We start from the raw sequence: 24,580 nt of genomic DNA on the forward strand, positions 1-24,580 counted from the left end.
GCACTGTGGGCGCCGTGCGGGCGCGAACCGGTGCTTCAGGAGGTACGGGAGATGAGGCAGACGGCTCCGGAAGGCCGCGGCCCGGTGCGCTACGGCCCTCCGGCCCCGGAACCGGGCTTGCCCGTACTCCCCGGACTCGCCGCGATCCTCGCCGCCTCCGCCGGCCGCACCACCGTCGAACCACCCGGCGGCGGCCCCGTGCTCCGCGAGGCCGCCAGCGGCTACTGGTGGCGGCGCGGCCTGCGCACCCACGCCGAGGACGTGGTCGCGGCCCCGGGCGCGCAGCCCCTGCTGCTCGCCCTGATCGCCGCCCACGGCGGCGACGTCCTGATGCCCAGGCCCTGCCCCGCCTGGTGGACCCCGCAGGCCCGCCTCCTGGGCCGGCCCGCCTATCACGTGCCCACCCCCGCCGAGTGCGGCGGCGTACCCGACCCGTACGCCCTGCTCGAAACCGTCCGCCGGGTCCGGGCCGAGGGCGGCCACCCCCGGCTGCTGCTGATCTCCGTCGCCGACGACCCCACCGCCACCGTCGCTCCGCCCGAGCTGGTCCGCGAGGCATGCGAGGCCGCCGTCGCCGAGGGGCTGCACATCATCAGCGACGAGACCTGGCGCGACACGCTGCACCGGCGTCACGACACCGTCCTCCTCAGCCCCGCCGAGATGTGCCCGGACGACGTCACCGTCCTGTACGACCTGGCCGGCGCCCTCGCCCCGGTCGCCTGGCCCTGCGCCGTGGCCCGCTTCCCGCCCACCGACCCCTCACGCGCCGACCGCTACACCGACCCCCGCGCCCGCACCCTCGACATCCTCACCGCACTCGGCGCCTTCGTCGCGGGACCGGTCGCCCCCGCCGCCGCGCACGCCCTCGACGAGCCGGAGGACGTCACCGTACGCGCAGCGCTCTCCGCCGGCCTCCACGCGCGCGTGGCCGCCGCCGCGCACCGGGCGGTCCTCGCCGCCGGCGCCCTCGCCCGGCCCCCGCAGGCCGGCCGCCACCTCTACGCCGACCTCGGCCCGCTCCGCGCCGGGCTCTCCGCCCGGGGCGTCACCGACTCCATGGAGCTGGAGAACCACCTCAGCGAGCGGCTCGGCGCGCCGGTCCCCGGCGGGCACCGCTTCGGCGACGAAATCGGCGCCCTGCGTGTGCGGTTCGACACCGGTGCCTTCCTCGGATCGACCGAGGAGGAGCGGATGGAGGCCCTCACTTCGGCCGACCCGGTGGAATTGCCGCATGTGGCCCGCGCGTTGAGCTCCTTCGGAGCGGTGCTGGAGGAACTCCGGTGACACCCGGGGCACTTCGGCCCCCCGTACGCCCGCAGCACGTCCCGACGAACTGCGCAGAACGGAGCTCGCAGATGACGGAACAGACGGCACGGCCGACGCAGGCCCCACGGACGGCACCCGACGGCGGGACCGGATCCGATGGCCGGGCCGCATCGGACGGCGGGACCGCATCGGACGACCGGGCTGCAGCGGACGACCGGACCGCCCTCGGCTCCCGGACCGCCCCCGGCGACCGGACCGCGACCGGCGGCCGGACCGCCCCCGGCGACCGGACCGCGACCGGCGGCCGGACCACACCCGGCGGCCGGATCGGGTCGGAGGACCGGACCGCCCCCGGCGACCGGACCACACCCGGCGACCGGACCACACCCGGCGGCAGGACCGGATCCGACGGCAGGACCGGATCCGACGGCAGGATCGGGTCGGAGGACCGGACCGCCCCCGACGGCAGGATCGGGTCGGAGGACCGGACCGCCCCCGACGGCCGGACCGCGCCGCCCCCCGCCGCCCCTGTCCTCCAGCCCCTCGGGCGGACCAGGACCGACTGGCCGCGCTCCTTCGCCGACCGGCTCACCGCGCCGCTCCCCGGCGTCCGCGCGATGGCCCGGCTCGCCCGCGAGGGCGCCGTGCGCCCCGGGCCCGAGGGCCTGCGCGACATCCCGCTGCTGCCGTTCGCCCCCGGCCCGCTGCCCGCCGCCGAGCCCGACACACTCGCCGTCACCTGGGCCGGCCACGCCAGCTGGATCCTGCGCGTCGGCGGTCTGACCGTTCTCACCGACCCCGTCTGGTCCCGCAGGATCCTCGGCACCCCGACCCGGATCACCCCCGTCGGGGTGCGCTGGGAGGACCTGCCGCCCGTGGACGCCGTCGTCATCAGCCACAACCACTTCGACCACCTCGACGCCCCCACCCTCAAGAGGCTGCCCCGGGACACCCCGGTCTTCGTCCCCGCCGGCCTCGGCCGCTGGTTCACCCGGCGCAGATTCCACCGGGTCACCGAACTCGACTGGTGGGAGGCGGCCGAACTCGACGGTGTGCGCTTCGAGTTCGTCCCCTCGCACCACTGGTCCAAGCGGACCCTCCTCGACACCTGCCGCTCGCTGTGGGGCGGCTGGGTCCTCACCGACCCCTTCGACCGCCGGGTCTACTTCGCCGGCGACACCGGCTACGGCCACTGGTTCGCCGAGATCGGGCGCCGCCATCCCGGGATCGACCTCGCGCTGCTCCCCATCGGCGCCTACGACCCGCGCTGGTGGCTCAGCGACGTCCACACCGACCCCGAGGAGGCCGTGCGCGCCTTCCAGGACCTCGGGGCACGGCGGATGGCGCCGATGCACTGGGCGACCTTCGTCCTCTCCGCCGAGCCGGTCCTCGAACCCCTCACCCGGGTCAGGGCCGCCTGGGAGCGTGCCGGGCTGCGCCGCGAGGACCTGTGGGACCTCCCCGTCGGCGCCTCACGCGTGCTTCTGCCCTGACCTGCTGTCGCGCCCGGCTCCCCGTACCCGCCGCCACAGCGCGGGAGCCCCGCTGATCAGCACCGTCAGCGCCACCGCCGCCAGCACGCCCTGCCACGGCTCGGGGAACAGCGAGCCGCCGAGAATCCCGATCAGCTGGTACGTCGCCGCCCACGCCAGACACGCCGGCACGTCACCACGAACGAACCGGCGCAGCGGCACCCGCGCCAGCAGACACGCCAGCATCACCGGAATCCGCCCGGCCGGCACCAGACGCGACAGCACGAGCACCGACACCTGGTGGGTCTCCAGCTTCGCCTGCGCCTGCGCGAGCCGGTCGGGGGCGGCCCGGCCGCGCAGCACCTCCAGCCACCGCGAGCCGTTCCGCGACCCCACCCCGCGCTGCCCCAGCCAGTACAGCGTCACATCGCCCAGGAGCGCGGCGCAGGCCGACACCAGGAACACGAAGAGCAGCGACAGCGGGGACGTCTGGTGGAAGGCGACCACGGCCGCCGAGCTGACGATCGCCCCCGTCGGCACGACCGGCACCAGCGAACCCAGCGCCACCAGCGCGAACAGCGTGGGATAGCCGACCGCCTGCTGCGTCGACTCGGGCGGCAGGTCCCGCACCGCCCCCATCAGATCGATCACGGGGCGACCTCGGGCCGCACCCGCTCGCCGTGGCCGAGCAGGTGCACCACCACCTTCGGCGCGAGCCGCGCCGCGTGCCGGACGAACTCGTCGCCCGGAGCGTGGAACTCGTGCGGCCGGATCGCGTCCATCCCGATCGGCCAGTACGTGCCGTAGTGCACCGGCACCGCCGCCGCGGGGGAGAGCGCCGCGAGCGCCCGCGCCGCCCGGCCCGCGTCCAGATGCCCGTGTCCCAGATACGGGCCCCAGCCACCCACCGGCAGCAGCGCCACGTCCACCGGGCCGACCGCCTCGGCCATCCCGTCGAAGAGACCGGTGTCGCCTGCGAAGTACGTCCGTGCCTCGCCCTCGACGACATACCCGAGCGCGGGGGAGCGGTGCGGCCCCACCGGCAGCCGTCGGCCGTCGTGCAGCGCCGGTACGGCCCGTACGGTCACGCCCTCCACCGTCACCGCGTCGCCCGGCTCCAGCTCCGTCAGCCGCAGACCCCGGCCGTCGAGCCTCCGCAGCCCCGCCACCGCGCCCGGCGCGCCGCGCGGCACGATCAGCCGCGTCCCGGGCGCGAGCCGGGCCAGCGAGGGCAGATGCAGATGGTCGGCATGCAGATGGGAGACGAGCACCGCCTCGGCGGCCGCCGCCTCGGGTGGCGGCAGCGCGCCGCGGCGCCGCCGCAGATGCGCGAGCCGGCGCGCGAAGAGCGGGTCGGTGAGGAACCGGACCCCGGAGTCCTCGACCGTGCAGGTGGCATGACCCCACCAGGTGACCTCCACCGGTACGCCGCCCTTCCGCCCGAGTCGATGCGCTGATACCGAGGGTAGATGTCCCGAGCGGGCGACGCGGGGCGTCCGAGGCGGGTCGCGGGGGTAGCCATCGTGGAGCAAGGCGATGGGAGCCGTGGTGAGCACGATGGGGACGACCTGCCATTCGGCGCAGTGTCCGCGCTGCGGGGGCGTGCTGGCCGTGACCCAGGACGGCTGGCAGATCTGTCATACCTGTGGCTACTCCTCGCCACCGTGAGGCCCGGGGGCGGTGGGAAGGGACGCCCTCCTCGCCCGAGCCGGTTCGGAGTAGGGTCGGTCCATGGACGACGTTCGGGTGGCGGCGATCGCCAGCCTCACCCCGCTTGAGGAACTCGACAGCGACCCCTTCCTGGTCGACACCCGCAGCCAGCACGAGATGTGCGCCCGTTGGGCCCAGCACAAGGGCTACGTCGTGGCGAGACAACTGCTCTTCTACGGGATCCGGCCCGACCACGCCGCGCTCTGGGCCGATGTGGACGCCGGGCACGTCGACCTCTTCGTCGCCCCCAACGAACGGGTGCTCGCACGGGCGTTGACCGACGTGTCCGCGTTCTTCGCGGAGTGCGAGCGACGGGGCGTACGGCTGGAGACCGCGGGTCTCGACGAGCCGGTGTACGACGCCGCGGCCAAGGCCGACGTGCACCGCCGCCTCTCGATGCCCACCGCCGGCTACGACGGTTGCTAGTGCCGTCTGCCGGTGTCGCGCGCGCTCCTTTCCCGCCCTGACCGCGCCCCTGGGCGATGTGCCACGCTTGAGGCAGGAAACGGGTGAAAGGTGAACCAGGCGTGGGTGACGGGCGATGGCGTACCGCCGGCCACTGGCGGAGCGCGGGGAGCGCGCTGGTGCGGGTGGTCGTGGTCTGGGCGGTGTCGACGCTGACCATGCTGGTCCTGGCCGGACTGCTGCCCGACTTCCAACTCCAGTCCGCCGACGGCGACAGCATCACCCGTACCGCCCTCACCGCCGCCTGGGGCGCCGGCGCGTTCGCTCTGCTCGGCGCGCTGGTGTGGCCCGTGATCGTCCGGGCGCTGCTGCTCGTACCGGCCCTGGTCCTCGGCCTGTTGGTGTTCTTCCTCAACGGCTCCCTGCTGCTGATCGCGCTCTGGCTCATCCCCGACGGCCGTGGCGCCGCCGACCCGGAGACCGCCGTCGTCGTCGCCGCCGTGATGTCCGCCGTCGCCTCGGCCACCTCCACCGCGCTCGCGGTCCGGGACGACGACGCCTACCGCCGCCGCCTCTACCGGCTCGCCGACCGCAAGCGCCCCCGGGCGGTGACGGGGCGTCCCCCCACGCAGCCAGGTGTGGGGGGAGGCCCCGAACCCGTCCCCGGCACGCTCTTCCTGCAACTCGACGGCGTCGGGCACCAGGTGCTTCGCGACGCCGTGGCCGACGGGCTGATGCCCACCGTCGCCGACTGGCTCGACGGCTCCCACCGGCTCACCCCCTGGCGCACCGACTGGTCGAGCCAGACCGGCGCCAGCCAGCTCGGCATCCTGCACGGCTCCAACGAGGACGTGCCCGCCTTCCGCTGGTACGAGAAGGACACCGGCCGGCTCATGGTCTCCAACCGCCCCGCGAGCGCCGTCGAGCTCCAGCGGCGGGCCATCGAGCGCACCGGGGACGGCGGGCTGCTGACCGTCGACGGCGCCTCCCGGGGCAACCTCTTCAGCGGCGGCGCCGACCAGCTCGCCCTCGTGCTGTCGATGGCCGCCCGCCGCGGTCGGCGCAACCGCTCGCGCGCCGGGTACTTCACCTACTTCTCGGACCCCGCCAACGCGGTCCGTACGGCGGGGTCGTTCGTCGCCGAGGCCGCGCGCGAGGTGGTCCAGTCGATCCGGGCGCGGCTGCGCAAGCAGACCCCGAGGGTCTCGCGCGGCGGCACCTACCCCTTCATCCGGGCCTTCGCCACCGTCGTGGAGCGCGACGTCGTCGTCGCCGCGGTGATCGGGGACCTGCTGGCCGGGCGGACCGCCGTCTACGCCGACCTCGTCGCCTACGACGAGGTGGCCCACCACTCCGGCCCGCACGGCCACGACACCGACCGCGTCCTCGCCCGGCTCGACCGTTCCCTCGCGCTGATCGCCAAGGTCGCCGAGCATGCGCCCCGCCCGTACCGGATCGTGCTCCTTTCCGACCACGGCCAGAGCCCCGGCGAGACCTTCGAGGGCGCCTATGGGCTCACCCTGCGGGATCTCGTACGCGCCGGATGCGGGCTGCCCGTACCGCGCCGGGTCCGGCGCACCCGCAGCGGCTCGGAGGCCAGGGACGCGGCACGCGACGCGCTGCGCAGCGCGCTGCACCGGCCGGTGGACGAGGACGGGGGAGCGGTGCCCGACAAGGCCGGGCCCGTCGTGCTCGCCTCCGGCAACCTGGGTCTCATCTCCTTCCCCGGCGTGCCGCACCGGATGACCCGCGAGGAGATCGAGCGCCGCCACCCCGCGCTCCTGCACACCCTCGCCAACCACCCGGGCATCGGCTTCCTGCTGGTCGCGAGCGCCGAGCACGGCTCGGTCGTGCTCGGCAGGGACGGTGCGGAGGTGCCGGTCGCCGAGCTCGCCGACGACGGGCCGCTCGCGGTCTTCGGGCGGGGCGCGGCGGACGCGGTACGGCGCACGGACGGGTTCCCGCACGTCGCCGACATCATGGTCAACTCGATGTACGACCCGGCGACCGGCACCGTGCACGCCTTCGAGGAGCAGATCGGTTCGCACGGCGGTCTCGGCGGCGAGCAGTCGCACCCCTTCCTGCTCTCGCCCGTGGACTTCTCGGCGCCGGTCGGGCCAGGGGCCGAACTCGTGGGCGCGGAGCAGCTCCACCGGGTGCTGCGCCGCTGGCTGAGGGAGTGCGCGGGACCGCAGGTGCCGCTGGAGATTTCCCCGCCCGTGAGCGATGCGGAAGCGTTTCTTCCGGTCAAGGGCACCGCCGGACCGGACAAAAACAACTGATTTGGTAGGGCGTCTCGCCTGCCGGACCATGGTCGGGTTTGCACGACGAGAGGCGCACCACCCCCCATGAGCACGGCCCTATCCGAACAGTCCGCAGAAGAGACCAAGCACGCCCGGCGATTCGGACTGCCGATCGCCACCGCCCTGGTCATGGGCAACATCATCGGCGGCGGAATCTTCCTGCTCCCCGCCTCCGTCGCCCCCTTCGGCACGGTCAGCCTGGTCGCCTTCGGCGTCCTCACCCTCGGCGCGATCGCCCTCGCCCTCGTCTTCGGCCGGCTCGCCCACCGCCATCCGCAGACCGGCGGCCCGTACGTCTACGCCCGCGCCGCCTTCGGCGACTTCGCCGGCTTCCTCGCGGCCTGGTCGTACTGGATCACCGCCTGGGTCTCGAACGCGGCCCTCGCCGTGGCCGCCGTCGGCTACCTCGACGTCCTGATCCCCGTCCACGAGTCGAAGCTCGCGACCATCGCCGCGGCGCTCACGCTCCAGTGGCTGCCGGCGCTCGCCAACCTCGCCGGGACCCGGTACGTGGGCGCCGTGCAGCTCGTCGCGACCGTCCTCAAGTTCGTCCCGCTCCTCCTGGTCGCCGTCGGCGGACTCTTCTTCTTCGACAGCGCCAACCTCGGACCGTTCCAGGCCGGCGAGGGCGGCGCGCTCGGCGCGGTCTCCGCCTCCGCCGCGATCCTGCTCTTCAGCTACCTGGGCGTCGAGTCCGCGGCCGTCAGCGCCGGCGAGGTCCGCGACCCGCGGCGCAACGTCGGCCGTGCCACCGTCCTCGGCACCCTGGGCGCCGCCGCGATCTACCTCCTCGGCACGCTCGCCGTCTTCGGCACGGTCGCCCACGACCGGCTCGTCGAGTCCTCCGCGCCGTTCTCGGACGCCGTGAACGCCATGTTCGGCGGCTCGTGGGGCGGCACCGCCATCGCCTGCATGGCCCTCGTCTCCATGGTCGGCGCGCTCAACGGCTGGACCCTGCTGAGTGCCCAGACCCCCTACGCGGCGGCGCGCGACGGGCTCTTCCCGAAGGTCTTCGCCCAGAAGCGGCGCGGCGTCCCGACCGTCGGCGTCCTCGTCACGGTCGTCCTGGCCTCGCTGCTGACGGTCTACAACTACACGGTCGGCACCGAGGGCGTCTTCGAGATCCTCGTCCTCGTCACCACCTTCACCGCGACCGTCCCCTACCTGCTGTCGACCGCCGCCCAGATCTACTTCCTGCTCTCCGGCCGGTCCGAGCGCGTCGACCGCGCCCGTCTGATCCGCGACGGGGTCCTGGCCGCGGCCGCCTTCGGCTTCTCCATGTGGCTCGTGGCGGGCTCGGGATACGCGGCGGTGTACCAGGGCGTGCTGTTCCTCTTCGCGGGTGTGCTCGTCTACGCGTGGATGTCGGCCCGCAAGGTGCGGCGGGGAACCGAGCCGAACGGTCCGGACTCCCTCTCCGTGCCGGGTCCGGACGTCTCCCTGCCGGCTCCGGACGTCTCCGTGCCGGGTCCGACGCGGACGGCCGACGGCGCGTCCGAGCGCGTGAATTCGGGCGCTTCCGCGTAGGCCGCCCGGGCGGAATCCCCGCCCGCCGCGGCACGTCGGGCTTGTCGCGGGGCAGTACGCATCTCCGTGAGCCCCGCTCCCGTGTCGCGTACCGAACCCGCCGCCTCGGCGGGCGGGCCGGTGCGCGACGCGGCCGAGAGCGGGGCAGGCGCACCGGCCGGACACGACGCACCCCACACGGGCGCCCCGGCCTCACCTGCCGCCCGACGAAGCCGCTCCCGAGCGTCCGCCCTCGGGCGGGTCGTGGTTCCGGTGCTGCTCGTGCTGGCCGCCCTCTTCGGGACGTACGGCGGCGCCGGAGGCCTCGGAGTCACCGAGGTGCTGCCCGCCGCGTCCGGCGCGGCCGACTCCGGTGCGGAGACGCACGAGGCGGGTGAGGCAGAGGCGGCCGCCTCGGTCTCCCGGAGCCGCTCGCGCCACGGGGCCGCGCCCCGCGACGGCGCTCGCCGGCGCGGACCGGCGGCATCCGACCTCGCTGTCGCACCCGCATCCGTACCCGTACCCGTACCGAGCCCGCGCGACGACGCCCGGCGGTGCGTGGTGATGCGCTGCTGAGAGGCCCGTACCTCTCGCAGCCCGTCACCCCCCACCGCAAGGAGCTTCGCCATGCCCGTCGACCCCTTCGCCGTCCTCCGTGCCCTTCTGCGCGCCGAGGCCGCCCGCAACGCACGCGGCGCGTCCGCCGAGCCGGAACGCGCCCCGGCCCGTGAGCCGGAACCCGTCCGCGAGGAGCGTCCCGCCCGCTAGGACCCGGCCGGCGGGCGGAGTTGCGGAGCGGTGCACCGTGGACGAGGATCATCCGATGATCTCGGCCGACCGGCACACCACTCCCGATCGGTCCGCCGGCCCCGCCGACCGGCTGAAGCCGTTCGGCATACGGCTCCTCGCCGTCGCGCGGCACCCCTACTGGGACCGCCCCGACCCCTCGTACCTGATCCGCCGCTGGCCCGATCTCACGGCGCTCTGCGTCGCCACGCTCTTCTTCTGGTCCTCCCTCTCGCCCTCGCTCGTCCCGCGCCCCTGGTATCTCCAAGGGCTGGTCGGCGGCATCACCGCCGCCATCGGCTACGCGCTCGGCTCCGCCCTCGCCTGGCTCTTCCGGGCGCTCGTGCGAGGGCGCCCCGGCGAGCGGGCGCGGGGCAGATGCTGGCAGGTGTACTGGGCCGTCGCCCCCGCCGTCTCGATGTGGCTGATCTCCGAGAGCGCCCGGATGCAGCGTCAGCTCCGGGTCCTGCAAGATCTGCCGACCGCCCTCACCTGGCACACCCCGGTGATCGCGCTGATGGCGATCGGGCTCCTGCTCGTGCTCCTCCTCGTCGCCCGCGCCGTCCGCCTCGGCTCCGCCAAGCTGATCCGGCTGCTGGGCCGGCTCCTGCCCAGGCCCCTCGCCTTCGCGGTCGGGGCGGTGCTCTCCGCCCTCGTCGTGCTCGTCGGCGTCCGGGACGTGGTCTTCGACCGGGGGATCATCGACGTCGCCGACCGGATCGCCGAGGCCACCAACGGCGGCACCAAGGACGGCATCCACCCACCGGTCTCGCGGTACGTCTCCGGCGGCCCGGGCTCCCTGCTCCGCTGGGAGAACCTCGGCTTCCAGGGCCGCAACTTCACCGGCGCCGTACCGACCGGCGACGGCATCGCCGCCTGGAGCGGGCGTCCGGCCCTCGACCCGGTCCGCGTCTACGTCCCCTCCGCGGTGCCCGCCGCCTTCGAGGACGAGCGCCCCTTCAGGGCCGAGGCCGCACTCGCCGTACGCGAACTGGAACGCACCGGCGCCTTCGAGCGCCAGGTGCTCGTCATCGCCGGCACCACCGGCACCGGCTGGGTGAACCCGAACGTCGCCGAGCCGCTGGAGTACATGTACGGCGGCGACACCGCGATCGTCGCCGTCCAGTACTCGTACCTGCCCAGTTGGGTCTCCTTCCTCGTCGACAAGGAGAAGGCGGGCCAGGCCACCCGGGAACTCGTCCGGGCCGTCCGCGCCCGCCTCGACGCGCTCCCCGCCGAGGACAGGCCCAAGCTCCTCGTCACCGGCGAGAGCCTCGGCGCCTACGCCGTCGAGGCGTCCTTCGACGGCCCCGACGACCTGCTCGCCCGGACCGACGGGGCTCTGCTCCTCGGCACGCCCGACTTCTCCCCGACGTCCCGGGAGATCCGCCGCGACCGGGACCCCGGCAGCCCGGTGTGGCGCCCGCAGTACGAGGGCGGCGCGCGGGTGCGCTTCGCGCAGTTCCCGCAGGCGGACCTCGCCAGGCCCCCGGCCCGCTGGGAGTGGCCCCGCGCGGTCTATCTGCAGAACGCCTCCGACCCGATCGTCTGGTGGTCGCCGGAGCTCCTCCTGGAGCGCCCCGACTGGCTGGAGCATCCGCTCGGCCCGGACATCACGCCCGAGATCGACTGGTTCCCCTTCGTCGCCTTCTGGCAGACCTCGATCGACATGGCCGTCTCGTACGAGGTCCAGGCGCCGCACGGCCACCGCTACGGCGCGGGCGCCGTCGACGGCTGGGCGGCCGTCGCCCCGCCCGAGGGCTGGACCGCCGCCGACACGAGCCGGCTGCGCGCCTTCATCAAGGACCGCAAGGCCGCGTACTGAGTTTCAGCCGGCTTGCTGGACGCTCTTCCCCGCGGTGCCCCTGCCGAGCAGGGTGACCAGCGTCGTCAGACCGGCGGCGAGGAGGACGAGGGCGACGAGGGCGGGGACCAGACCGACGAGAGCGCCGGCCGCCAGCGCGCACACCCCGCCCACGGCGAGGACCGTCGGCCGACGGCCCGAGGTGCGCAGCACGATGGCGGCCCCGCCGAGCAGGAAGACGCCGACCCCGCCCGTCAACGACCAGGCCACGACGCCGTGCAGTGGTTCGGAGAGGTCGTAGTGGCCGGTGTCCGCGACCTGTTGCAGGACCTTCTTCATCCCGAGCGCGCACAGCACCACACCCGCGACCAGCGGAAGGTGCAGGAAGGTGTACACGTCCCGGGCGAACCGGGTCCGCTCGTCGCCCTCCAGTGCCTCCAGCCGATGCTCGGCCCCCTCCGAGAGCCGCCGGAAGTACAGCGCCCAGAGCGCGGCCGAGAGGAGCAGCCCGGCCGCGGCAGCGCCCAGGACCGCGACCGTGATCGGCAGGCCGGACACCCCCACGCCCATCGCCACGATCGACTCGCCGAGCGCGATGATGACGATCAGTCCGTGCCGCTCGGAGAAGTGCCCGGGGGAGTTGACCCGCCAGCCGGAGGCTCCCGTGACGTAGATCCCGCCGTAGTCGATGACCACCGCGCCCAGCCACAGCAGGAGTTGGACCTTGCCCGTGTACGCGGAGCCGATGAGCAGCAGCACCAGCGGCGGCGCCACGGACAGCAGCGCCGTGCGGCGCAGAGTGGCCCGCAGGGCGGTGTCGTCGGGGCTGGAGATCCAGTACGAGACCAGATGGAGCGTGCGCACGGCTCCGTAACAGAGCACGAACAGGAGCGGGGCCGAGAGCCCGCCGGGTGCGTCCGCGAACACCTCGGGCACCACGAGCGACACGATGAAGACGACGGCCATCACGACGACGAGCACCGCGAACAGCGCCCCGGAGTCGGCCCGTACGACATTGCCCAGCCAGGCGAAGCAGCACCAGCACCACCACAGCAGCGCGAGCACGATCATCGCGCCGACCACCCGCATCGTCGACGGATCGGCCGCCATCAGGGCGGTCACCTGAGTGATCGCGTACACGAACACCAGGTCGAAGAAGAGCTCCGCGGGTGTCACCCGGTGGTCGTCCCCGGCCGCGACCATCCGCGCCCGGTCCTTGCGCCGTGCCATGTGAGCTCCCCGCGTCCTCGGTGCGGCCCCCGCCGCCACGGCGCGAACAATACCCACGACCCGACGACGGCGAAGCGATCTGAGGGATCCGGCATCACCTCGCACCTCACAGCACCATGCTCCTGGAGGCATCGTCCACGCAGGTGGGGTTCTGTGGGGATCGGGACTGACGGGCAGGGGAGCCAACCAGCCCTATACGCAGGGCGGCTGTCAGACGGGCACCGGCGCGGCCGGCGAGCGCAACGGCGTCGGCGAGGTCACCCGGCTTCACGATCACCAGCCGTCGGTCGGCCAGCCGCACCCGCCACACCCGTGACCTCGGACTGCTGTCCAGGAGTTCGGCCTGCTTGGGGGTGCCGACGGTGGAGCGCAGCGCCTCATCGAACGGAACACGGTTCAGCATGCCGACGAAGCGTAGCCTCGGCTTCGCACGCGGCCCGGCGCCCGGGCCGGCGCTCCTGTCTTCGCCCCGCTCCAGCCCGTCCCGCGTAAATGGCGAGTCGCCTTGGCGAGCACCTGCGAACGGCCACGGCCACGGCCCTGGGGCTGCTTCGGCCGGAGCGGGCGCCGGGGCGCGATGCGGTGTATCCAGAACGTATGGTTCCTAGCCGACGCGGAGATCATCCTTCGCCAGAGGGGACACGTCATGCGTTGCTGGCGGTACCGATCGCGCTGATCGTGATCGTCACTGTGGTCGACATCCTGGCTCCGCCCAGCGTCCACCTCGGGCCCTTTCTGGTCGCCGCCCCCGCTATCACGGCGTCGTTCGCCGGACCTCGGACGACCGCCTGCGTCGGCGCGCTGGCTGTCTTGGCCCAGGCCGTTGTCGCGGCGGTGCGCACCAGCCTCATCGATCTGAACCACAGCTTCCAGTTGATCACTCTGATTCTGATGTCGGCGTTCGCGACTTTCTTTGCCGCCCGGCGAGAACGCCGTGTGGGGGAGCTGACACAGCTGCGCTCGGTGGCGACGGCCACCCAAGAGGTGGTGCTCAAGCCGCTTCCCCCGCGGATCGGTCCGTTGCGCATCGCCTCTGTCTATCTGGCAGCCGAATCCGAGGCGCAGATCGGCGGCGACCTGTACGCCGCCGCCCGCACGGAGCAAGGAACCCGGATCGTCATCGGCGATGTGAGGGGCAAGGGCCTGGAGGCGGTCGGTGACGCCGCCCTTCTTCTCGGCGCGTTCCGGGGCGCAGCACACAGGCAGGCGGACCTGTCCGCGCTGGTCAGCTTCCTGGAGGGAACCGTCTCCTCGAACCTGGACAACCCTGGGGCTCCCGACATCGCGACCGAGGATCGCGGCGAGGCGTTCATCACCGCCGCCGTGATGGACTTCCCGGACGACGAGCCGGTCATTCGTCTGATCAACTGCGGTCACCCCCCGCCCCTGCTACTGCGTCGCGGCCAGGTCAGTCCGCTCGAAGTGCGTCATCCGGCACCGCCTTTGGGGCTCACCACATTCGTGGAGACCGACCTCTCTCCGGAAACGTTCGGCTTCGAGCACGGCGACATCGCCCTTCTCTACACAGACGGTGTCATCGAGGCGCGCGACCAGGACGGCACGTTCTACCCGCTTGCGGATCGGGTGGCCGGCAGTGCGAGCAAGGGTCCGGACGCTCTCCTGGCCTACCTGCGCAAGGATCTGATGGGGCACGTCGGCGGCCATCTGGGGGATGACGCTGCCATGGTCGCGATCGAGCGCATGCTGCCGCCATCCGATCCATCCCCGGGTACTGATGCTCCCGACCAGCCGCGAGGCTGATCGTGCTCGGGGGCCCTCTCCCGATGTTGCGCCGATGAGCGACTGAGAGACGATGAAAGGGGGCTCAGCCCTGTCCGCTGCCCCTGAATCGGCCGAGAGCAGGAGGCGCGTCATGCCCGCGAACCCGTCGTTCCCGACCCCTGTCCTGGAACCCGCGGCCAAAGAGCTTGCGGACGCCACCTCCCCGCACCCGCGCATCTACGAAGTCCCACCGGAGAACGGCCGCGAGATCCTCGATGGCTTGCAGAACGGGGAGGGCGTGGCCAAGCCCGCGGTGACCGAGGAGTGGGTGAGCGTGGACGCGGGCCGATACGGCCACGTCCGCGCCCGTATCATCCGCCCCGAGGGAGCGACGAAGACGCTCCCGGTGGTGCTGTACATCCACGGCGCCGGATGGGTCTTCGGTGACGAGAACACCCACGATCGTCTGATACGTGAACTTGCGGTCGGATCGGACGCGGCGGTGGTCTTCCCGGTCTACGACCTGGCCCCCGAGGCGAAGTACCCCACGCAGATCGAGCAGAACTACGCGGTCGGAAAGTGGATCGCCCAGAACGGCGAGGAGCAGAACCTCGACGCCTCCCGGATCGCGGTCTGCGGCGACTCGGTCGGCGGCAACATGTCGACCGTCTTCGCGCTGATGGCCAAGGAACGCGGCGATGTCAGCCTGGCGGCCCAGGTGCTGCTCTACCCCGTCACCGACGCCAACTTCGACACCCCCTCCTACCAGCAGTTCGCCGAGGGCTACTACCTCACCCGCGACGGGATGAAGTGGTTCTGGGACGCCTACACGAGCGAGCCGGGGCAGCGCGAAGAGATCTACGCGTCCCCGCTGCGGGCCGACATCGAGCAGCTGCGCGGTCTGCCCACCACCTTGGTCATCACCGATGAGGCCGACGTACTGCGCGACGAGGGCGAGGCGTACGCATCCAAGCTGCGCGAGGCCGGTGTGGACGTCACCGCGGTACGAGTGCTGGGGATGGTCCACGACTTCCTCATGCTCGACAGCCTCCGCGACTCCAAGGCGACCGTCGTCGCCCGCACGCTGGCCGTCGAGGCACTGCGCCGGGCACTCCACTCGTAAGTGGTGACCGCGCACATGTCGAAGGCCCAGGTCACCGGTACTGGTTCGTTCCTCGGCCGCGATGGTGGGGGAAGGGCGTCGTGCCAGTAAGTGCCGGATGCCTTGAGGGACTCCGGTGGCCGGATGTCTACGAGCGCTTGCGTGCCCAGAGGTTCACGAGTCGCCTCGTCCCTGATGCCGCTCAGGCGGAGTGAGGAGAAACCTTCTCTACGGGTTCAAGGCACCCGCCGCGCACGGCGCGGCGCGTGCGGCCCGTCGTCCGGGCCGCCGCTCCTGTCTCCGCCCCGCTCCGGCCGCCGGCCGATGCCTGACAGCTTGGGTTGATGGGGGAGCGGAGGCAGGCCCAAAGGCACGGCAACCGTCACATGGCATGCGCAGCCGGGAGCGCTGCCTACCGCGGCCGGGAGGGGGTGCCAAAAGACGGTCAGCGGCGAGGGAGGGGTGGCCTCTTGCGCCAGGCCGGCCGTCTGCAGGGGACCAGTTGGGCCGGATGCCGTACCCCCGCCGCCACAAATGCGAGCGCGTGAGGCGCCAGCACTACCGGGAATGGGCGGGCGGGGAGCGGCTGCTGCCGCGATAGGGCGTCGGCCGGTGTGGTCGCTCCGAAGACGGTGAGTGAGCGAGCGAGTTGAGCTGGGAGTACGAGTGCCAGATGCGTGGCAGATTGGGCGGTCAGCCACGGTCACTCCAGGAACACCGTGGCGTCACGCCCTCGCGACAGCGGCCCCAGGGTGCAGACGGAGTGATCGGGGGTGATGACCAAAGTGCCGCTACCAGGCTTCTGGTGCTCTAAAGCCCATGCTCCGACACTTGACAGGCCACTGAGGCCCCGCTGGCCTAGACCGACCCGCGAGACGGGCCCTCCTGCCCCTCCCAGTTGCTAAAGCTAGCGGCCAGGTACTCACCTAGGGCGTAGATGTCGTCACGGGTTAGCTCTCGCACCTGCTCGCTGAAAAGGGCTTCTCGGGTTCCAGAAATGGTAACCTGCTCGCCCGTGATTTCATTTGTCAACCTAATCTCGAACCCGTCTTCATTGAGTTCGACCAGGGGGGCGCGTCCTCGGTAGTGGTGCATCAGTGGCTCCAATCATCGCTCACCAGAGCAGGAAGGAGAAATAGCAGAATGCGAGCGCTGTTGACGTAATCAGGAAGGCAGAGGAGCAGTAGAACATCCACTGCTGGAAGCTGGTGAGAAGGCTCCACCTTTTCGACTCCTCATCATTCGGAAGAGCCTTCTTGTATCGGAATTCGAGATGGCGCTCAAAAGACTTATGACCGAGGAAGACTCCCATGAGGGCAAAGCCTACGGTCAGCAGCGCAAAGAAGGCGGCGCCTACGAGCCATCTGACGGTGCCGCCGGGGTTCACGGCCTCTCGATTGAATTCCTTTCCGTAGTCCAGTGCGAACTTCGAAGAAAAGACGACGAGGGCTGTCGCTGCAGTCGCGAGGAAGTAGACCAGCTTTTGCTTTAGGTCAATCAGCTTCTCTGCTTGTGTGTCAATGGTCAGATCGTACTCGTCTCGATACACCATGAATCCTATCTGTCGGATGGTGTGACGAGCTCCGCGTCACTGAGCCCTTCGTTCGCTGGCAGATTCCATCAGTAGAATTGCTGAGAGCGTTGGATTAGGCTAATCGTGGGCATGGAGAATTCAGGTCAGTCCCGCCACGCGAAACGCCTATTCGGACTGGGGCGCGGGTGTGCAGCACCGCCGTACCGGAACCTCTATGACTGCCGCCCTTCGGTGGCGGCCTTCAGGAGTCGCGCGGAGGCATGATCGTTGCTGACTCCGGTCCATGGGTGACCGGGCTCCCGGACCGGGCTCCCGGACCGGGCTCCCGGTCGAGGCACCGAGCCGCCTCGCATTACCTCCCACGTAATCGACCCGCGTCGAGTGCGGCGGCATCGTGGTGGTCACCGGGACTCGGGCGGCGCACTCCGGCCGAGTTCCGGGTCCACCACCCGTAGACACATGCCCATGGAGGGTGATCCGCCATGTCCCAGGCCCTGCTCGCCGGTCTCTCCCGCACCACCCAGCCGCAGTCGATGGTGCGCCGGTTCCTCGCCCTCGACGCCGTCGTCACCGGTGGCAACGGCCTCGCCTACCTCGCCGCGTCCGGGCCGCTGGGCGGGCTGCTCGGCGTCGACTCCGGTCTGCTGCTCGAACTCGGCCTCCTCCTCACCCTGTACGCGGCCGGCGTCGCCTGGCTCGCGAGCCGCCCGCAGCCGCCCGCCCTCGGCGTCAAGCTCGTGATCGACGTCAACGCCCTCTGGGCCGCGCTCAGCGTCGTCGCCCTCGTCGCCTGGCTGGAGCCCACCACCGCCGGCCTGGTGTGGATCCCGATGCAGGCCGCCGTCGTCGCCGGGTTCGCCGGACTCCAGTGGTCGGCCCTGCGCGCCACTACCCCCTGAGCGACCGCAGATACGCGACGGTCTCCGGGTCTGCCGGGAGCAGCGTCTCGATGGCCAGCTCGGCGACCGTCACGTCCATCGGGGTGTTGAAAGTCGAGATCGACGACACGAACGACAGCACCCGCCCGTCGTGTTCGATCCGCAGCGGCAGCGCGAAGTACGGATACGACTCCGGGTCCTCGTGGTCGTCGGGGTCCGAGGTGCCCTCCGGCAGCGGGTACGCCGCCACCTCCTCGTACAGCCTCCGCAGCGGCTCCGAGCGGGACAGCGCGATCTGCCGCTCCATCTGGGCCAGCAGATGCCCCCGCCACTCCCGCAGGTTCCTGATCCGCGGCGCGAGGCCCTCCGGATGCAGCGTGATCCGCATCGCGTTCAGCGGCGGGGCGAGCAGATGCTCCGCCACGCCGGCCAGCAGCACGCCGATGCTCTCGTTCGCCGCCACCACGGTGTACGCGCCGTCCACGACGAGCGCCGGATACGGGTCGTACCCGCGCAGCAGCTGCTCGATGCCCTCCCGCAGGGTGCCCAGCCGCGGGTCGTCGAGCGTCGACTCCTTGTACCGCGGCGCGTACCCGGCCGCGAGCAGCAGCGCGTTGCGCTCCCGGACCGGCACGTCCAGGTGCTCGGCGAGGCGCAGGATCATCTCCTCGCTCGGCCGGGCGCGGCCCGTCTCGACGAAGGAGATGTGCCGGGCCGAGGAATCGGCCCGCAGCGCCAGCTCCAACTGGCTCAGCCGCCGCTGCTCGCGCCAGCCGCGCAGCAGCGGCCCCACTCCCCGGTCGCTCGCGACTGTTGTCATGGCCCGACGGTATCCCAGGTGTCGGCCCGGGTATCGAGACCCCGGGACCGTATCGTCACGGTCAGCAACCCCGACCGGAGGGAGTACGGACATGCCCACAGAGCCGCTGTCGCAGAAGGAGATCGAGGACCGCCTGCGAGAGCTCCCCGGCTGGTCCCTGACGGAGGACCGGATCACCCGCACCTACCGTCTCGGCGACCACTTCGCGGCCACCGCGATGGTGGTCCACGTGGCACAGATCCAGCAGGAGCTCGACCACCACTCCGATCTGACGCTCGGTTACAACACCGTCGCCGTGTCCGTGAACACCCACTCGGCCGGACCCGCGGTCACCGAGAAGGACTTCGAGCTGGCCGCGCGGGTCGAGACCATCGCGCCCGCGCACGGGGCGAACTGACCTCCACGAACTAGGCTCTGCCCCATGGGGCAGACCTTGCTGGACTACGACGCCGAGGCGGACCGCTACGACGAGACGCGCGGCGGTGTGCCCCGCGCGCGGGCGGCGGCGGACGCCGTCCTGCGTCTGGTCCCGCCCGGCGCCCGCACCCTGCTCGACCTCGCCTGCGGCACCGGCCTCGTCACCGAGCGGCTCACCCGACCCGGCCTGCGCGTGTACGGCGCCGATGCCGCGCCCGGCATGGCCCACAGGGCCGGACGGCGCGTACCGGGCGGGGTCGTCCTCGCCGACGCCCGGCGTCTGCCCCTCCCCGATGCCTCCGTCGACGCGGTCAGCGCCGTCTGGCTGCTGCACCTGGTCCCGTTCTCGGACGCGATCGTCGCCGAGGCCGCCCGTGTGCTGCGGCCCGGTGGCGTCCTGATTGCCACGGTGGACAAGGACGCCGCCCACGACGTCGGCAGCGACATCGACGCCGTCCTCGCCCCGCACCGTTCGTACGAGAAGAGCTACGACCGGGCCGACCGGATCGCGGCACACGCGGCCGCGCTCGGCCTCGAACCGGCCGGCACCACCCGCTTCACCGGCCACGACCAGGGCAACACCCCGCGCGGCACCACGGAGAAGCTGCGCCGCGGCTACTTCGCCTCGTGGTTCGGCGGCTCGCCCGAGACGACGGCCGCGCTCGTCGCCGAACTCGCCGCGCTGCCGGACCAGGACCGCCCCCGTGACGATCCCGAATACCGGCTCGTGTCCTACCGGCGGCCCGTCAGGCGCGACTGAAGTCCATCACCCAGTTCGTCACCCACGGCCCACCGTCGAGCGCGAACGCCTGCTCCCAACGGGCGGTGGAGGACGAGATGTTCGACCAGCGGAAGCGCACCCGTACGTTCCTGCCGTCGTGGACGTCCACGCCGTGGAACTCTCCCGTGCCGTCCTCGGACCACCGACCCCTGACCGGCGGATCCAGGCGGCCCGTACGGCTGTTGGACCAGTTCAGGGTCCACTCGTCCGTCTCCGGCTCGTAGAGCCGCAGCGTCAGCCCGCTGAACCCCTTCGAGGGGAAGACGATCTCGTCGACATGGGCCCGGCCGTCCCAGAAGAGCCGGCCCGTGGTGTGACCGTCGAACTCCTCCCAGCCGCTGTCGGGATCGATGAAGTCGGCGAGGCGACGGTTGTGGACGTGCCAGTCGCCGTCGAGGAAGGAGAAGCCGTGCGTCGTGGTGGACCGAGAGGTCTCCGTGGAAGTCATGACTGGACCGTACGAGGGGTTCACTGACATCCTGTGTCAGTGAAGTCCAGCCGGCTGATCTCCGTCCTCCTGCTGCTCCAGACCCGGGGCCGGATGACCGCCGCCCAGCTCGCCGAGGAGCTGGAGGTCTCCGTCCGCACGATCTACCGCGACGTCGAGTCCCTGCACGCGGCCGGTGTGCCGCTCTACGGCGACGCCGGACACTCCGGCGGCTACCAGCTGCTCGCAGGCCACCGCTCCCGGCTGACCGACCTGTACACGGGCGAGGCCGAGGCGCTCTTCCTCGCCGGGATCCCCGGGGCCGCGGCCGAACTCGGGCTCGGCGGGCACTTCGTGGACGCCCAGCTCAAGCTGCGCGCCTCCCTGCCGGCGCCACTGCGTGACCATGTCGACCGGCTGCGGGCCCGGTTCCACATCGACGCGCCCGGCTGGTACGCCGAGGACACCGACGCGCCCTTCCTTCCCCAGGTCGCCGAGGCGGTACGGGCCGGCCGGGTCCTCGCCGTCCGCTACCGCCGCTGGAAGGAACCCACCGATGTCGACCGGCGCCTCGAACCGTACGGACTCGTCCTCAAGGCCGGCCGCTGGTACCTGGTCGCGGGGCCCGGACCGCGTACCTTCCGGGTCGACCAGATTCTCGAACTCGACGTCACGGACGCGGAGTTCGCGATTCCCGACGATTTCTCCCTGCCCGCGTACTGGACGGACCACCAGGCCGCCTTCCGTACCCGGCTCCACGGCGGCGACGCACTCGTCCGGCTCTCCCCGGACGGCGCGAAACGCCTCACGGGCGAAGCCGCCCGGGCCCTCGCCGCGACCGGCTCCCCGGAGCCGGACGGCTGGACCCGCGCGACCCTCCCCATCGAGTCCCTCGCCCACGCCCACGAGACCTTCCTCGCCCTGGGTGCGGACATCGAGGTCCTGGAACCCGCCGAACTCCGCGCCCGGATCACCGAGACCGTCGCCCGCATGGCCGCCCGCTACGGAGCTACGCCCCCGGCGCCCGCCAGGCCTCCGCTGCGAAGGCCGTGAAGTCGCGCGGCTCGCGGCCCAGGACCCGCTTCACCCCGTCCGTCACCGACGCGTTGTGGCCGTCGAGCAGCATCGAGAATAGCGCCGAGAACCACCGTGCGTCCGGCTCGGGCAGCCCGAACTGCTGGAGCAGGGAGGTGTATTCGCCCTCGCTCATCGGGACGTACGTGACCTCACGGCCCGAGGCGCGGGAGACCTCCGCCGCCGCCTCCGCGAAGGTCAGCAGCCGCGGACCGGTCACCTCGTGGACCACACCCGCGTGGCCGTCGCCGTCCAGGGTCTCGACGATGACCTCCGCCAGGTCGTCGGCGTGGATGAACGGCTCGGCCGTGTCGCCCGCCGGGAACGCGATGGTGCCCGCCGCGACGCCCTCCGCCATCGCACCCTCGTTGAAGTTCTGCGCGAAGAACGAGGCCCGTACGACGGTCAGTTCCGCCCCCGACGCGCGCAGCGCCTCCTCCGCGCGGACCGCCTCCGGCTCACCGCGCCCGGACAGCAGCGTCAGCCGCCGCACCCCGTTCGCCACGGCCAGTTCGCCGAGGGTCCGCATCGCCTCCACCGCGCCCGGCGCGGCGAGGTCCGGGTAGTAGCTCACGTACGCGGTGTCCGCGCCCCGCAAAGCCGGGACCCAGGTGCTCACGTCCTCCCAGTCGAAGCGGGTCGTACCGGAGCGCGAGCCCGCCCGCACGGTCGCGCCGCGGGCCGCGAGGAGCTCCGCCACCCGCCTGCCCGTCTTGCCGGTCGCGCTCGTCACCAGAACCGTCTGCGTGTCGTTCGTGTTCGTCGTCATGTCCTCAAGACTCGCGTGCCCGCGGCCCACTTCCCATGCTCCACAGACTCACTCCCATACGCGTCCGTCTACGCTTGGCGTTCATGGACGCTCTCGCCGGACTCCTCGACGGACCGCGGGCCAAAGGGGCCTTCCTGCTCCGGATGATCATGGAGCCGCCGTGGTCGGTCCGGATCGAGGACCGCGCGCCGCTCTGCCTGATGTGCGTCACCGAGGGCGAGGCGTGGATCGTCCCCGCGCGGAGCGAACCCGTCCTGCTGCGGCCCGGCGACATCGCCATCGCCCGCGGCCCCGAGCCGTACGTCGTCGCCGACGCCCCGGACGCCGCGCCGCGGGCGGTGATCGGCCCCGGTGGCGTCTGCACCACGCTGAGCGGTGAGCCGCTCGCCGAAGCCATGCACCTCGGCGTACGGAGCTGGGGCAACGCCCTCGACGGCTCCACCACCGTGCTCGTCGGCACCTACCAGATGGACGGCGAGGTCAGCCGGCGGCTGCTCGACGCGCTGCCGGAGCTGCTGCACCTGCCCGCCGACGTATGGAACTGCCCCCTCATGCCCTTCCTCGACGAGGAGATCTCCCGCGACGAACCCGGGCAGAGCGTCGTCCTCGACCGGGTCCTCGACCTGCTCCTGATCGCCGCGGTCCGGGCCTGGTTCTCCCGGCCGGGAGCACAGGCCCCTGCCTGGTACCGCGCCATGGCCGACCCCGTCGTCGGCCCGGCCCTGCGACTCCTCCAGAACGACCCGGCCCACCCCTGGACGGTCGCCTCGCTGGCGGCCAAGGCGGGCGCGTCGCGGGCCGGACTCGCACGCCGGTTCACCGAGCTCGTCGGCGAGCCACCCATGGCGTACCTCACCGGCTGGCGCCTCGCGCTCGCCGCCGACCTCCTGCGGGAGACGGACGCCACCATCGAGTCCGTGGCCCGTCAGGTGGGCTACAGCAGCGCGTTCGCGCTCAGCGCCTCCTTCAAGCGGGTACGGGGCATCAGCCCGCAGGAGCACCGCCGCCGGGAGTGAGTCCGTTGCCGGAACAGCAACTATTCTCGCGTTTCCCGACCGTCGGCCGCAGGCTGGCACCATGACTCACGACCACAACAGCACGCACCTCGACTGGGCCGCGATGGCACCGCTCCTGGAGCGCCAGGCCGAACTCCACAGCCCCCTCTACACCCGGGCCGCCGCGTGGCTCGGCGAACTCGTCCCGGCCGTCGGTGTCCGCCGGATCCTCGACGTCGGCAGCGGCCCCGGTGTCGTGTCCACCCTGCTCGCCGAGGCCTTCCCGGCCGCCGAAGTCGTCGCCGTGGACGCGTCCCCGGAGCTCCTGGAGCGCGCCCGTGGCCGAGCCGAGGCGCGCGGCCTGGCCGGCCGCGTCACCACCCTGCGGGCCGAACTCCCGCAGGACTTCGACTCCCTGGGCGACGCCGACCTGATCTGGGCCGGCAACTCCACCCATCACATCGGCGACCAGCGGGCCGCCCTCGCCGCCTTCGCAGGTCTGCTGCGACCCGGCGGTCTGATCGCCCTCGTCGAGGGCGGGCTCTACGCCCGTCATCTGCCGGCCAACATCGGCTTCGGCCGGTCCGGCCTGGAGACCAGGATCGAGGCCGCGCATGCCGACTGGTTCGCCGAGATGCGGGCCGAACTGCCCGACAGCAAGGACGAGCCGGACGACTGGCGGGCGCTGCTCGGGGCCGCCGGCCTCACCCCCAGCGGCATCCGCTCGTTCCTCACCGACGTCCCGGCCCCCGTGCCCGCCGTCGTACGCGAACAGGTCGTCGCCCACTTCACGCGCCTGCGGCACCCGCTCGGCGAGCGGGTCGACGCCGAGGACCGCGCGAGCCTCGACCGCCTGCTCGACCCGGCGGACCCGCTCTCCCTGCACCGGCGCACGGACCTCTTCCACCTGTCCGCCTCGACCGTCCACACCGCCCGCAAGGGCTGAACGGCGCCCAGGGTCAGGACACCGGCTCCAGCCGCCACCACTGCGACGGCGAGTCGGTGTCCTCCCACTGCCGGACGTTCGCGCCGTCGTCCATCGAGCCGTCCTCGACCTCGAGCAGCAGTCCGCTGATGAAGCTCACCAGCGCGACCGTCCCGGGCGACTGCAGATCCTGCTCGATGATCCACTCCTGCGCGCCGAAGTTGTTCGCCTTCCACTGCTGGATGTTGGCGCCGTTCTCCGTCGAGGCGTTCGCCACGTCGAGCCGCTTGCCGCCGGCCAGGTTGACCAGGTGGTAGAGGCCGCTGCCGTTCGGGACGGCCGTGATGTGCCAGTGCTGGCCGGGCGAGCCGTTCTCCTTGCCCTGCTGGACGTTCGCGCCGCTGCGGGTGGAGCCCTGGTACACCTCCAGGAGCAGCCCGCTGGCCACGTTCCGTACCCGGTAGAGGCCCTCTTCGACCGGGGCGGGCGAACCGCTCACTGTCCGTACTCCTTGCTCGTGGTCGACCACCGGGGCGGTCGACCACCGGGGCATGGGAGAGGGGGGGGGGCGCGCGGGGCGGGGGCGGGGGGCGCCGCGGCCGCGCGGCTGTAAAAGAACGGGGGGGGGGCCGGGGGGCGGGAGGGAGGGTCGTA

General features: G+C 72.2%; 25 protein-coding genes. 16 read left to right on the forward strand and 9 right to left on the reverse strand.

Annotation, left to right across the window (positions count from 1 at the left end; genetic code table 11):
• Positions 1 to 51 precede the first annotated feature (51 nt).
• Entirely contained in the window at positions 52 to 1,284 is a 1,233-nt protein-coding gene (locus tag ACFVZW_RS08265; RefSeq protein ID WP_384518497.1) for an aminotransferase class I/II-fold pyridoxal phosphate-dependent enzyme, read from the forward strand.
• A gap of 452 nt (positions 1,285 to 1,736) precedes the next feature.
• Positions 1,737 to 2,759 carry an MBL fold metallo-hydrolase gene (locus tag ACFVZW_RS08270; protein ID WP_384518670.1) on the forward strand — a complete coding sequence of 341 codons (1,023 nt, stop codon included), beginning with the start codon at positions 1,737 to 1,739 and terminating at the stop codon, positions 2,757 to 2,759.
• On the opposite strand, the gene ACFVZW_RS08275 is transcribed toward ACFVZW_RS08270, so the two are convergent.
• Complete coding sequence (locus tag ACFVZW_RS08275) at positions 2,739 to 3,377, reverse strand: DedA family protein (RefSeq protein ID WP_384518673.1); 639 nt, start codon at positions 3,375 to 3,377, stop codon at positions 2,739 to 2,741. The genes ACFVZW_RS08270 and ACFVZW_RS08275 overlap by 21 nt on opposite strands.
• A gap of 8 nt (positions 3,378 to 3,385) precedes the next feature.
• Positions 3,386 to 4,159 carry an MBL fold metallo-hydrolase gene (locus ACFVZW_RS08280; protein WP_384518500.1) on the reverse strand — a complete coding sequence of 258 codons (774 nt, stop codon included), beginning with the start codon at positions 4,157 to 4,159 and terminating at the stop codon, positions 3,386 to 3,388.
• A 310-nt stretch (positions 4,160 to 4,469) separates the two neighbouring features.
• Between ACFVZW_RS08280 and ACFVZW_RS08285 the strand changes: the two genes are divergently transcribed.
• From ACFVZW_RS08285 to ACFVZW_RS08310, 6 genes are all read left to right on the forward strand, one after another.
• A complete protein-coding gene (locus ACFVZW_RS08285; RefSeq protein ID WP_384518502.1) occupies positions 4,470 to 4,874 on the forward strand; it encodes a recombinase family protein in 405 nt (134 codons plus the stop codon).
• 101 nt (positions 4,875 to 4,975) lie between these two features.
• Positions 4,976 to 7,135 (forward strand): phage holin family protein, encoded by a 2,160-nt coding sequence (locus tag ACFVZW_RS08290; RefSeq protein ID WP_384518504.1) that lies wholly within the window; start codon positions 4,976 to 4,978, stop codon positions 7,133 to 7,135.
• Positions 7,136 to 7,201: 66 nt separating this feature from the next.
• Entirely contained in the window at positions 7,202 to 8,683 is a 1,482-nt protein-coding gene (locus ACFVZW_RS08295) for an amino acid permease (RefSeq protein ID WP_384518507.1), read from the forward strand.
• An 81-nt stretch (positions 8,684 to 8,764) separates the two neighbouring features.
• Positions 8,765 to 9,238 carry a hypothetical protein gene (locus tag ACFVZW_RS08300; RefSeq protein WP_384518510.1) on the forward strand — a complete coding sequence of 158 codons (474 nt, stop codon included), beginning with the start codon at positions 8,765 to 8,767 and terminating at the stop codon, positions 9,236 to 9,238.
• A gap of 51 nt (positions 9,239 to 9,289) precedes the next feature.
• Complete coding sequence (locus ACFVZW_RS08305) at positions 9,290 to 9,430, forward strand: hypothetical protein (protein WP_383552797.1); 141 nt, start codon at positions 9,290 to 9,292, stop codon at positions 9,428 to 9,430.
• A gap of 55 nt (positions 9,431 to 9,485) precedes the next feature.
• The gene (locus ACFVZW_RS08310) at positions 9,486 to 11,273 is read left to right on the forward strand and encodes an alpha/beta hydrolase (protein ID WP_384518513.1); all 1,788 of its coding nucleotides are present in this window, start codon (positions 9,486 to 9,488) and stop codon (positions 11,271 to 11,273) included.
• Positions 11,274 to 11,276: 3 nt separating this feature from the next.
• Here the strand turns inward: ACFVZW_RS08310 and ACFVZW_RS08315 are convergent, their stop codons facing one another.
• Both ACFVZW_RS08315 and ACFVZW_RS08320 read right to left on the reverse strand, forming a co-directional pair.
• On the reverse strand, positions 11,277 to 12,482 hold the full coding sequence (locus ACFVZW_RS08315; RefSeq protein WP_384518516.1) for a low temperature requirement protein A: 1,206 nt from the start codon (positions 12,480 to 12,482) through the stop codon (positions 11,277 to 11,279).
• Positions 12,483 to 12,588: 106 nt separating this feature from the next.
• Positions 12,589 to 12,885, reverse strand: a complete 297-nt coding sequence (locus tag ACFVZW_RS08320) for a hypothetical protein (protein WP_384518519.1) — start codon at positions 12,883 to 12,885, stop codon at positions 12,589 to 12,591.
• Between the two features lie 194 nt (positions 12,886 to 13,079).
• Here ACFVZW_RS08320 and ACFVZW_RS08325 point away from each other — a divergent pair, with 194 nt between their 5' ends.
• Both ACFVZW_RS08325 and ACFVZW_RS08330 read left to right on the forward strand, forming a co-directional pair.
• Complete coding sequence (locus ACFVZW_RS08325; protein WP_384518521.1) at positions 13,080 to 14,243, forward strand: PP2C family protein-serine/threonine phosphatase; 1,164 nt, start codon at positions 13,080 to 13,082, stop codon at positions 14,241 to 14,243.
• Between the two features lie 112 nt (positions 14,244 to 14,355).
• Positions 14,356 to 15,327, forward strand: a complete 972-nt coding sequence (locus tag ACFVZW_RS08330) for an alpha/beta hydrolase (RefSeq protein ID WP_384518523.1) — start codon at positions 14,356 to 14,358, stop codon at positions 15,325 to 15,327.
• Between the two features lie 1,093 nt (positions 15,328 to 16,420).
• Here the strand turns inward: ACFVZW_RS08330 and ACFVZW_RS08335 are convergent.
• A complete protein-coding gene (locus ACFVZW_RS08335) occupies positions 16,421 to 16,858 on the reverse strand; it encodes a hypothetical protein (protein WP_384518526.1) in 438 nt (145 codons plus the stop codon).
• 464 nt (positions 16,859 to 17,322) lie between these two features.
• On the opposite strand from ACFVZW_RS08335, the gene ACFVZW_RS08340 reads away from it, so the two are divergent.
• Complete coding sequence (locus ACFVZW_RS08340) at positions 17,323 to 17,739, forward strand: hypothetical protein (RefSeq protein WP_384518529.1); 417 nt, start codon at positions 17,323 to 17,325, stop codon at positions 17,737 to 17,739.
• Here ACFVZW_RS08340 and ACFVZW_RS08345 read toward each other — a convergent pair.
• Positions 17,729 to 18,538, reverse strand: coding sequence for a helix-turn-helix domain-containing protein (locus ACFVZW_RS08345; RefSeq protein ID WP_384518532.1), 810 nt, complete (start codon positions 18,536 to 18,538; stop codon positions 17,729 to 17,731). The genes ACFVZW_RS08340 and ACFVZW_RS08345 overlap by 11 nt on opposite strands.
• A gap of 91 nt (positions 18,539 to 18,629) precedes the next feature.
• Here ACFVZW_RS08345 and ACFVZW_RS08350 point away from each other — a divergent pair, with 91 nt between their 5' ends.
• Together ACFVZW_RS08350 and ACFVZW_RS08355 are read left to right on the forward strand one after the other, a co-directional pair.
• Positions 18,630 to 18,935 (forward strand): 4a-hydroxytetrahydrobiopterin dehydratase, encoded by a 306-nt coding sequence (locus tag ACFVZW_RS08350; RefSeq protein ID WP_384518535.1) that lies wholly within the window; start codon positions 18,630 to 18,632, stop codon positions 18,933 to 18,935.
• Between the two features lie 36 nt (positions 18,936 to 18,971).
• On the forward strand, positions 18,972 to 19,715 hold the full coding sequence (locus ACFVZW_RS08355; protein ID WP_384518675.1) for a methyltransferase domain-containing protein: 744 nt from the start codon (positions 18,972 to 18,974) through the stop codon (positions 19,713 to 19,715).
• Here the strand turns inward: ACFVZW_RS08355 and ACFVZW_RS08360 are convergent.
• Positions 19,702 to 20,184 (reverse strand): hypothetical protein, encoded by a 483-nt coding sequence (locus tag ACFVZW_RS08360; RefSeq protein ID WP_384518538.1) that lies wholly within the window; start codon positions 20,182 to 20,184, stop codon positions 19,702 to 19,704. The genes ACFVZW_RS08355 and ACFVZW_RS08360 overlap by 14 nt on opposite strands.
• A gap of 39 nt (positions 20,185 to 20,223) precedes the next feature.
• Between ACFVZW_RS08360 and ACFVZW_RS08365 the strand changes: the two genes are divergently transcribed.
• Positions 20,224 to 21,216 (forward strand): helix-turn-helix transcriptional regulator, encoded by a 993-nt coding sequence (locus ACFVZW_RS08365; RefSeq protein ID WP_384518541.1) that lies wholly within the window; start codon positions 20,224 to 20,226, stop codon positions 21,214 to 21,216.
• On the opposite strand, the gene ACFVZW_RS08370 is transcribed toward ACFVZW_RS08365, so the two are convergent.
• Positions 21,173 to 22,006 carry an NmrA family NAD(P)-binding protein gene (locus ACFVZW_RS08370; protein WP_384518544.1) on the reverse strand — a complete coding sequence of 278 codons (834 nt, stop codon included), beginning with the start codon at positions 22,004 to 22,006 and terminating at the stop codon, positions 21,173 to 21,175. The two genes, ACFVZW_RS08365 and ACFVZW_RS08370, sit on opposite strands and share 44 nt — an antisense overlap.
• An 83-nt stretch (positions 22,007 to 22,089) precedes the next feature.
• Between ACFVZW_RS08370 and ACFVZW_RS08375 the strand changes: the two genes are divergently transcribed.
• Positions 22,090 to 23,022 carry a cupin domain-containing protein gene (locus ACFVZW_RS08375; protein ID WP_384518547.1) on the forward strand — a complete coding sequence of 311 codons (933 nt, stop codon included), beginning with the start codon at positions 22,090 to 22,092 and terminating at the stop codon, positions 23,020 to 23,022.
• Positions 23,023 to 23,083: 61 nt separating this feature from the next.
• The gene (locus ACFVZW_RS08380; RefSeq protein ID WP_384518549.1) at positions 23,084 to 23,947 is read left to right on the forward strand and encodes a class I SAM-dependent methyltransferase; all 864 of its coding nucleotides are present in this window, start codon (positions 23,084 to 23,086) and stop codon (positions 23,945 to 23,947) included.
• A 13-nt stretch (positions 23,948 to 23,960) separates the two neighbouring features.
• Here ACFVZW_RS08380 and ACFVZW_RS08385 read toward each other — a convergent pair whose 3' ends face one another.
• Complete coding sequence (locus tag ACFVZW_RS08385) at positions 23,961 to 24,425, reverse strand: RICIN domain-containing protein (RefSeq protein ID WP_384518551.1); 465 nt, start codon at positions 24,423 to 24,425, stop codon at positions 23,961 to 23,963.
• Positions 24,426 to 24,580 lie beyond the last annotated feature (155 nt).

The organism is Streptomyces sp. NPDC059567, assembly GCF_042735655.1.
Lineage (GTDB): Bacteria > Actinomycetota > Actinomycetes > Streptomycetales > Streptomycetaceae > Streptomyces.

Bases quoted from the DNA above. Each gene is read 5' to 3' on its own strand.
- ACFVZW_RS08285 (WP_384518502.1), top strand. From the start codon at position 4,470: ATGGACGACGTTCGGGTGGCGGCGATCGCCAGCCTCACCCCGCTTGAG.
- ACFVZW_RS08275 (WP_384518673.1), bottom strand. From the start codon at position 3,377: ATGGGGGCGGTGCGGGACCTGCCGCCCGAGTCGACGCAGCAGGCGGTC.
- ACFVZW_RS08340 (WP_384518529.1), top strand. From the start codon at position 17,323: ATGTCCCAGGCCCTGCTCGCCGGTCTCTCCCGCACCACCCAGCCGCAG.
- ACFVZW_RS08335 (WP_384518526.1), bottom strand. From the start codon at position 16,858: ATGGTGTATCGAGACGAGTACGATCTGACCATTGACACACAAGCAGAG.
- ACFVZW_RS08350 (WP_384518535.1), top strand. From the start codon at position 18,630: ATGCCCACAGAGCCGCTGTCGCAGAAGGAGATCGAGGACCGCCTGCGA.
- ACFVZW_RS08370 (WP_384518544.1), bottom strand. From the start codon at position 22,006: ATGACGACGAACACGAACGACACGCAGACGGTTCTGGTGACGAGCGCG.
- ACFVZW_RS08325 (WP_384518521.1), top strand. From the start codon at position 13,080: ATGGTTCCTAGCCGACGCGGAGATCATCCTTCGCCAGAGGGGACACGT.
- ACFVZW_RS08265 (WP_384518497.1), top strand. From the start codon at position 52: ATGAGGCAGACGGCTCCGGAAGGCCGCGGCCCGGTGCGCTACGGCCCT.
- ACFVZW_RS08315 (WP_384518516.1), bottom strand. From the start codon at position 12,482: ATGGCACGGCGCAAGGACCGGGCGCGGATGGTCGCGGCCGGGGACGAC.
- ACFVZW_RS08320 (WP_384518519.1), bottom strand. From the start codon at position 12,885: ATGCTGAACCGTGTTCCGTTCGATGAGGCGCTGCGCTCCACCGTCGGC.
- ACFVZW_RS08375 (WP_384518547.1), top strand. From the start codon at position 22,090: ATGGACGCTCTCGCCGGACTCCTCGACGGACCGCGGGCCAAAGGGGCC.
- ACFVZW_RS08330 (WP_384518523.1), top strand. From the start codon at position 14,356: ATGCCCGCGAACCCGTCGTTCCCGACCCCTGTCCTGGAACCCGCGGCC.
- ACFVZW_RS08360 (WP_384518538.1), bottom strand. From the start codon at position 20,184: ATGACTTCCACGGAGACCTCTCGGTCCACCACGACGCACGGCTTCTCC.
- ACFVZW_RS08345 (WP_384518532.1), bottom strand. From the start codon at position 18,538: ATGACAACAGTCGCGAGCGACCGGGGAGTGGGGCCGCTGCTGCGCGGC.
- ACFVZW_RS08380 (WP_384518549.1), top strand. From the start codon at position 23,084: ATGACTCACGACCACAACAGCACGCACCTCGACTGGGCCGCGATGGCA.
- ACFVZW_RS08295 (WP_384518507.1), top strand. From the start codon at position 7,202: ATGAGCACGGCCCTATCCGAACAGTCCGCAGAAGAGACCAAGCACGCC.
- ACFVZW_RS08310 (WP_384518513.1), top strand. From the start codon at position 9,486: ATGATCTCGGCCGACCGGCACACCACTCCCGATCGGTCCGCCGGCCCC.
- ACFVZW_RS08305 (WP_383552797.1), top strand. From the start codon at position 9,290: ATGCCCGTCGACCCCTTCGCCGTCCTCCGTGCCCTTCTGCGCGCCGAG.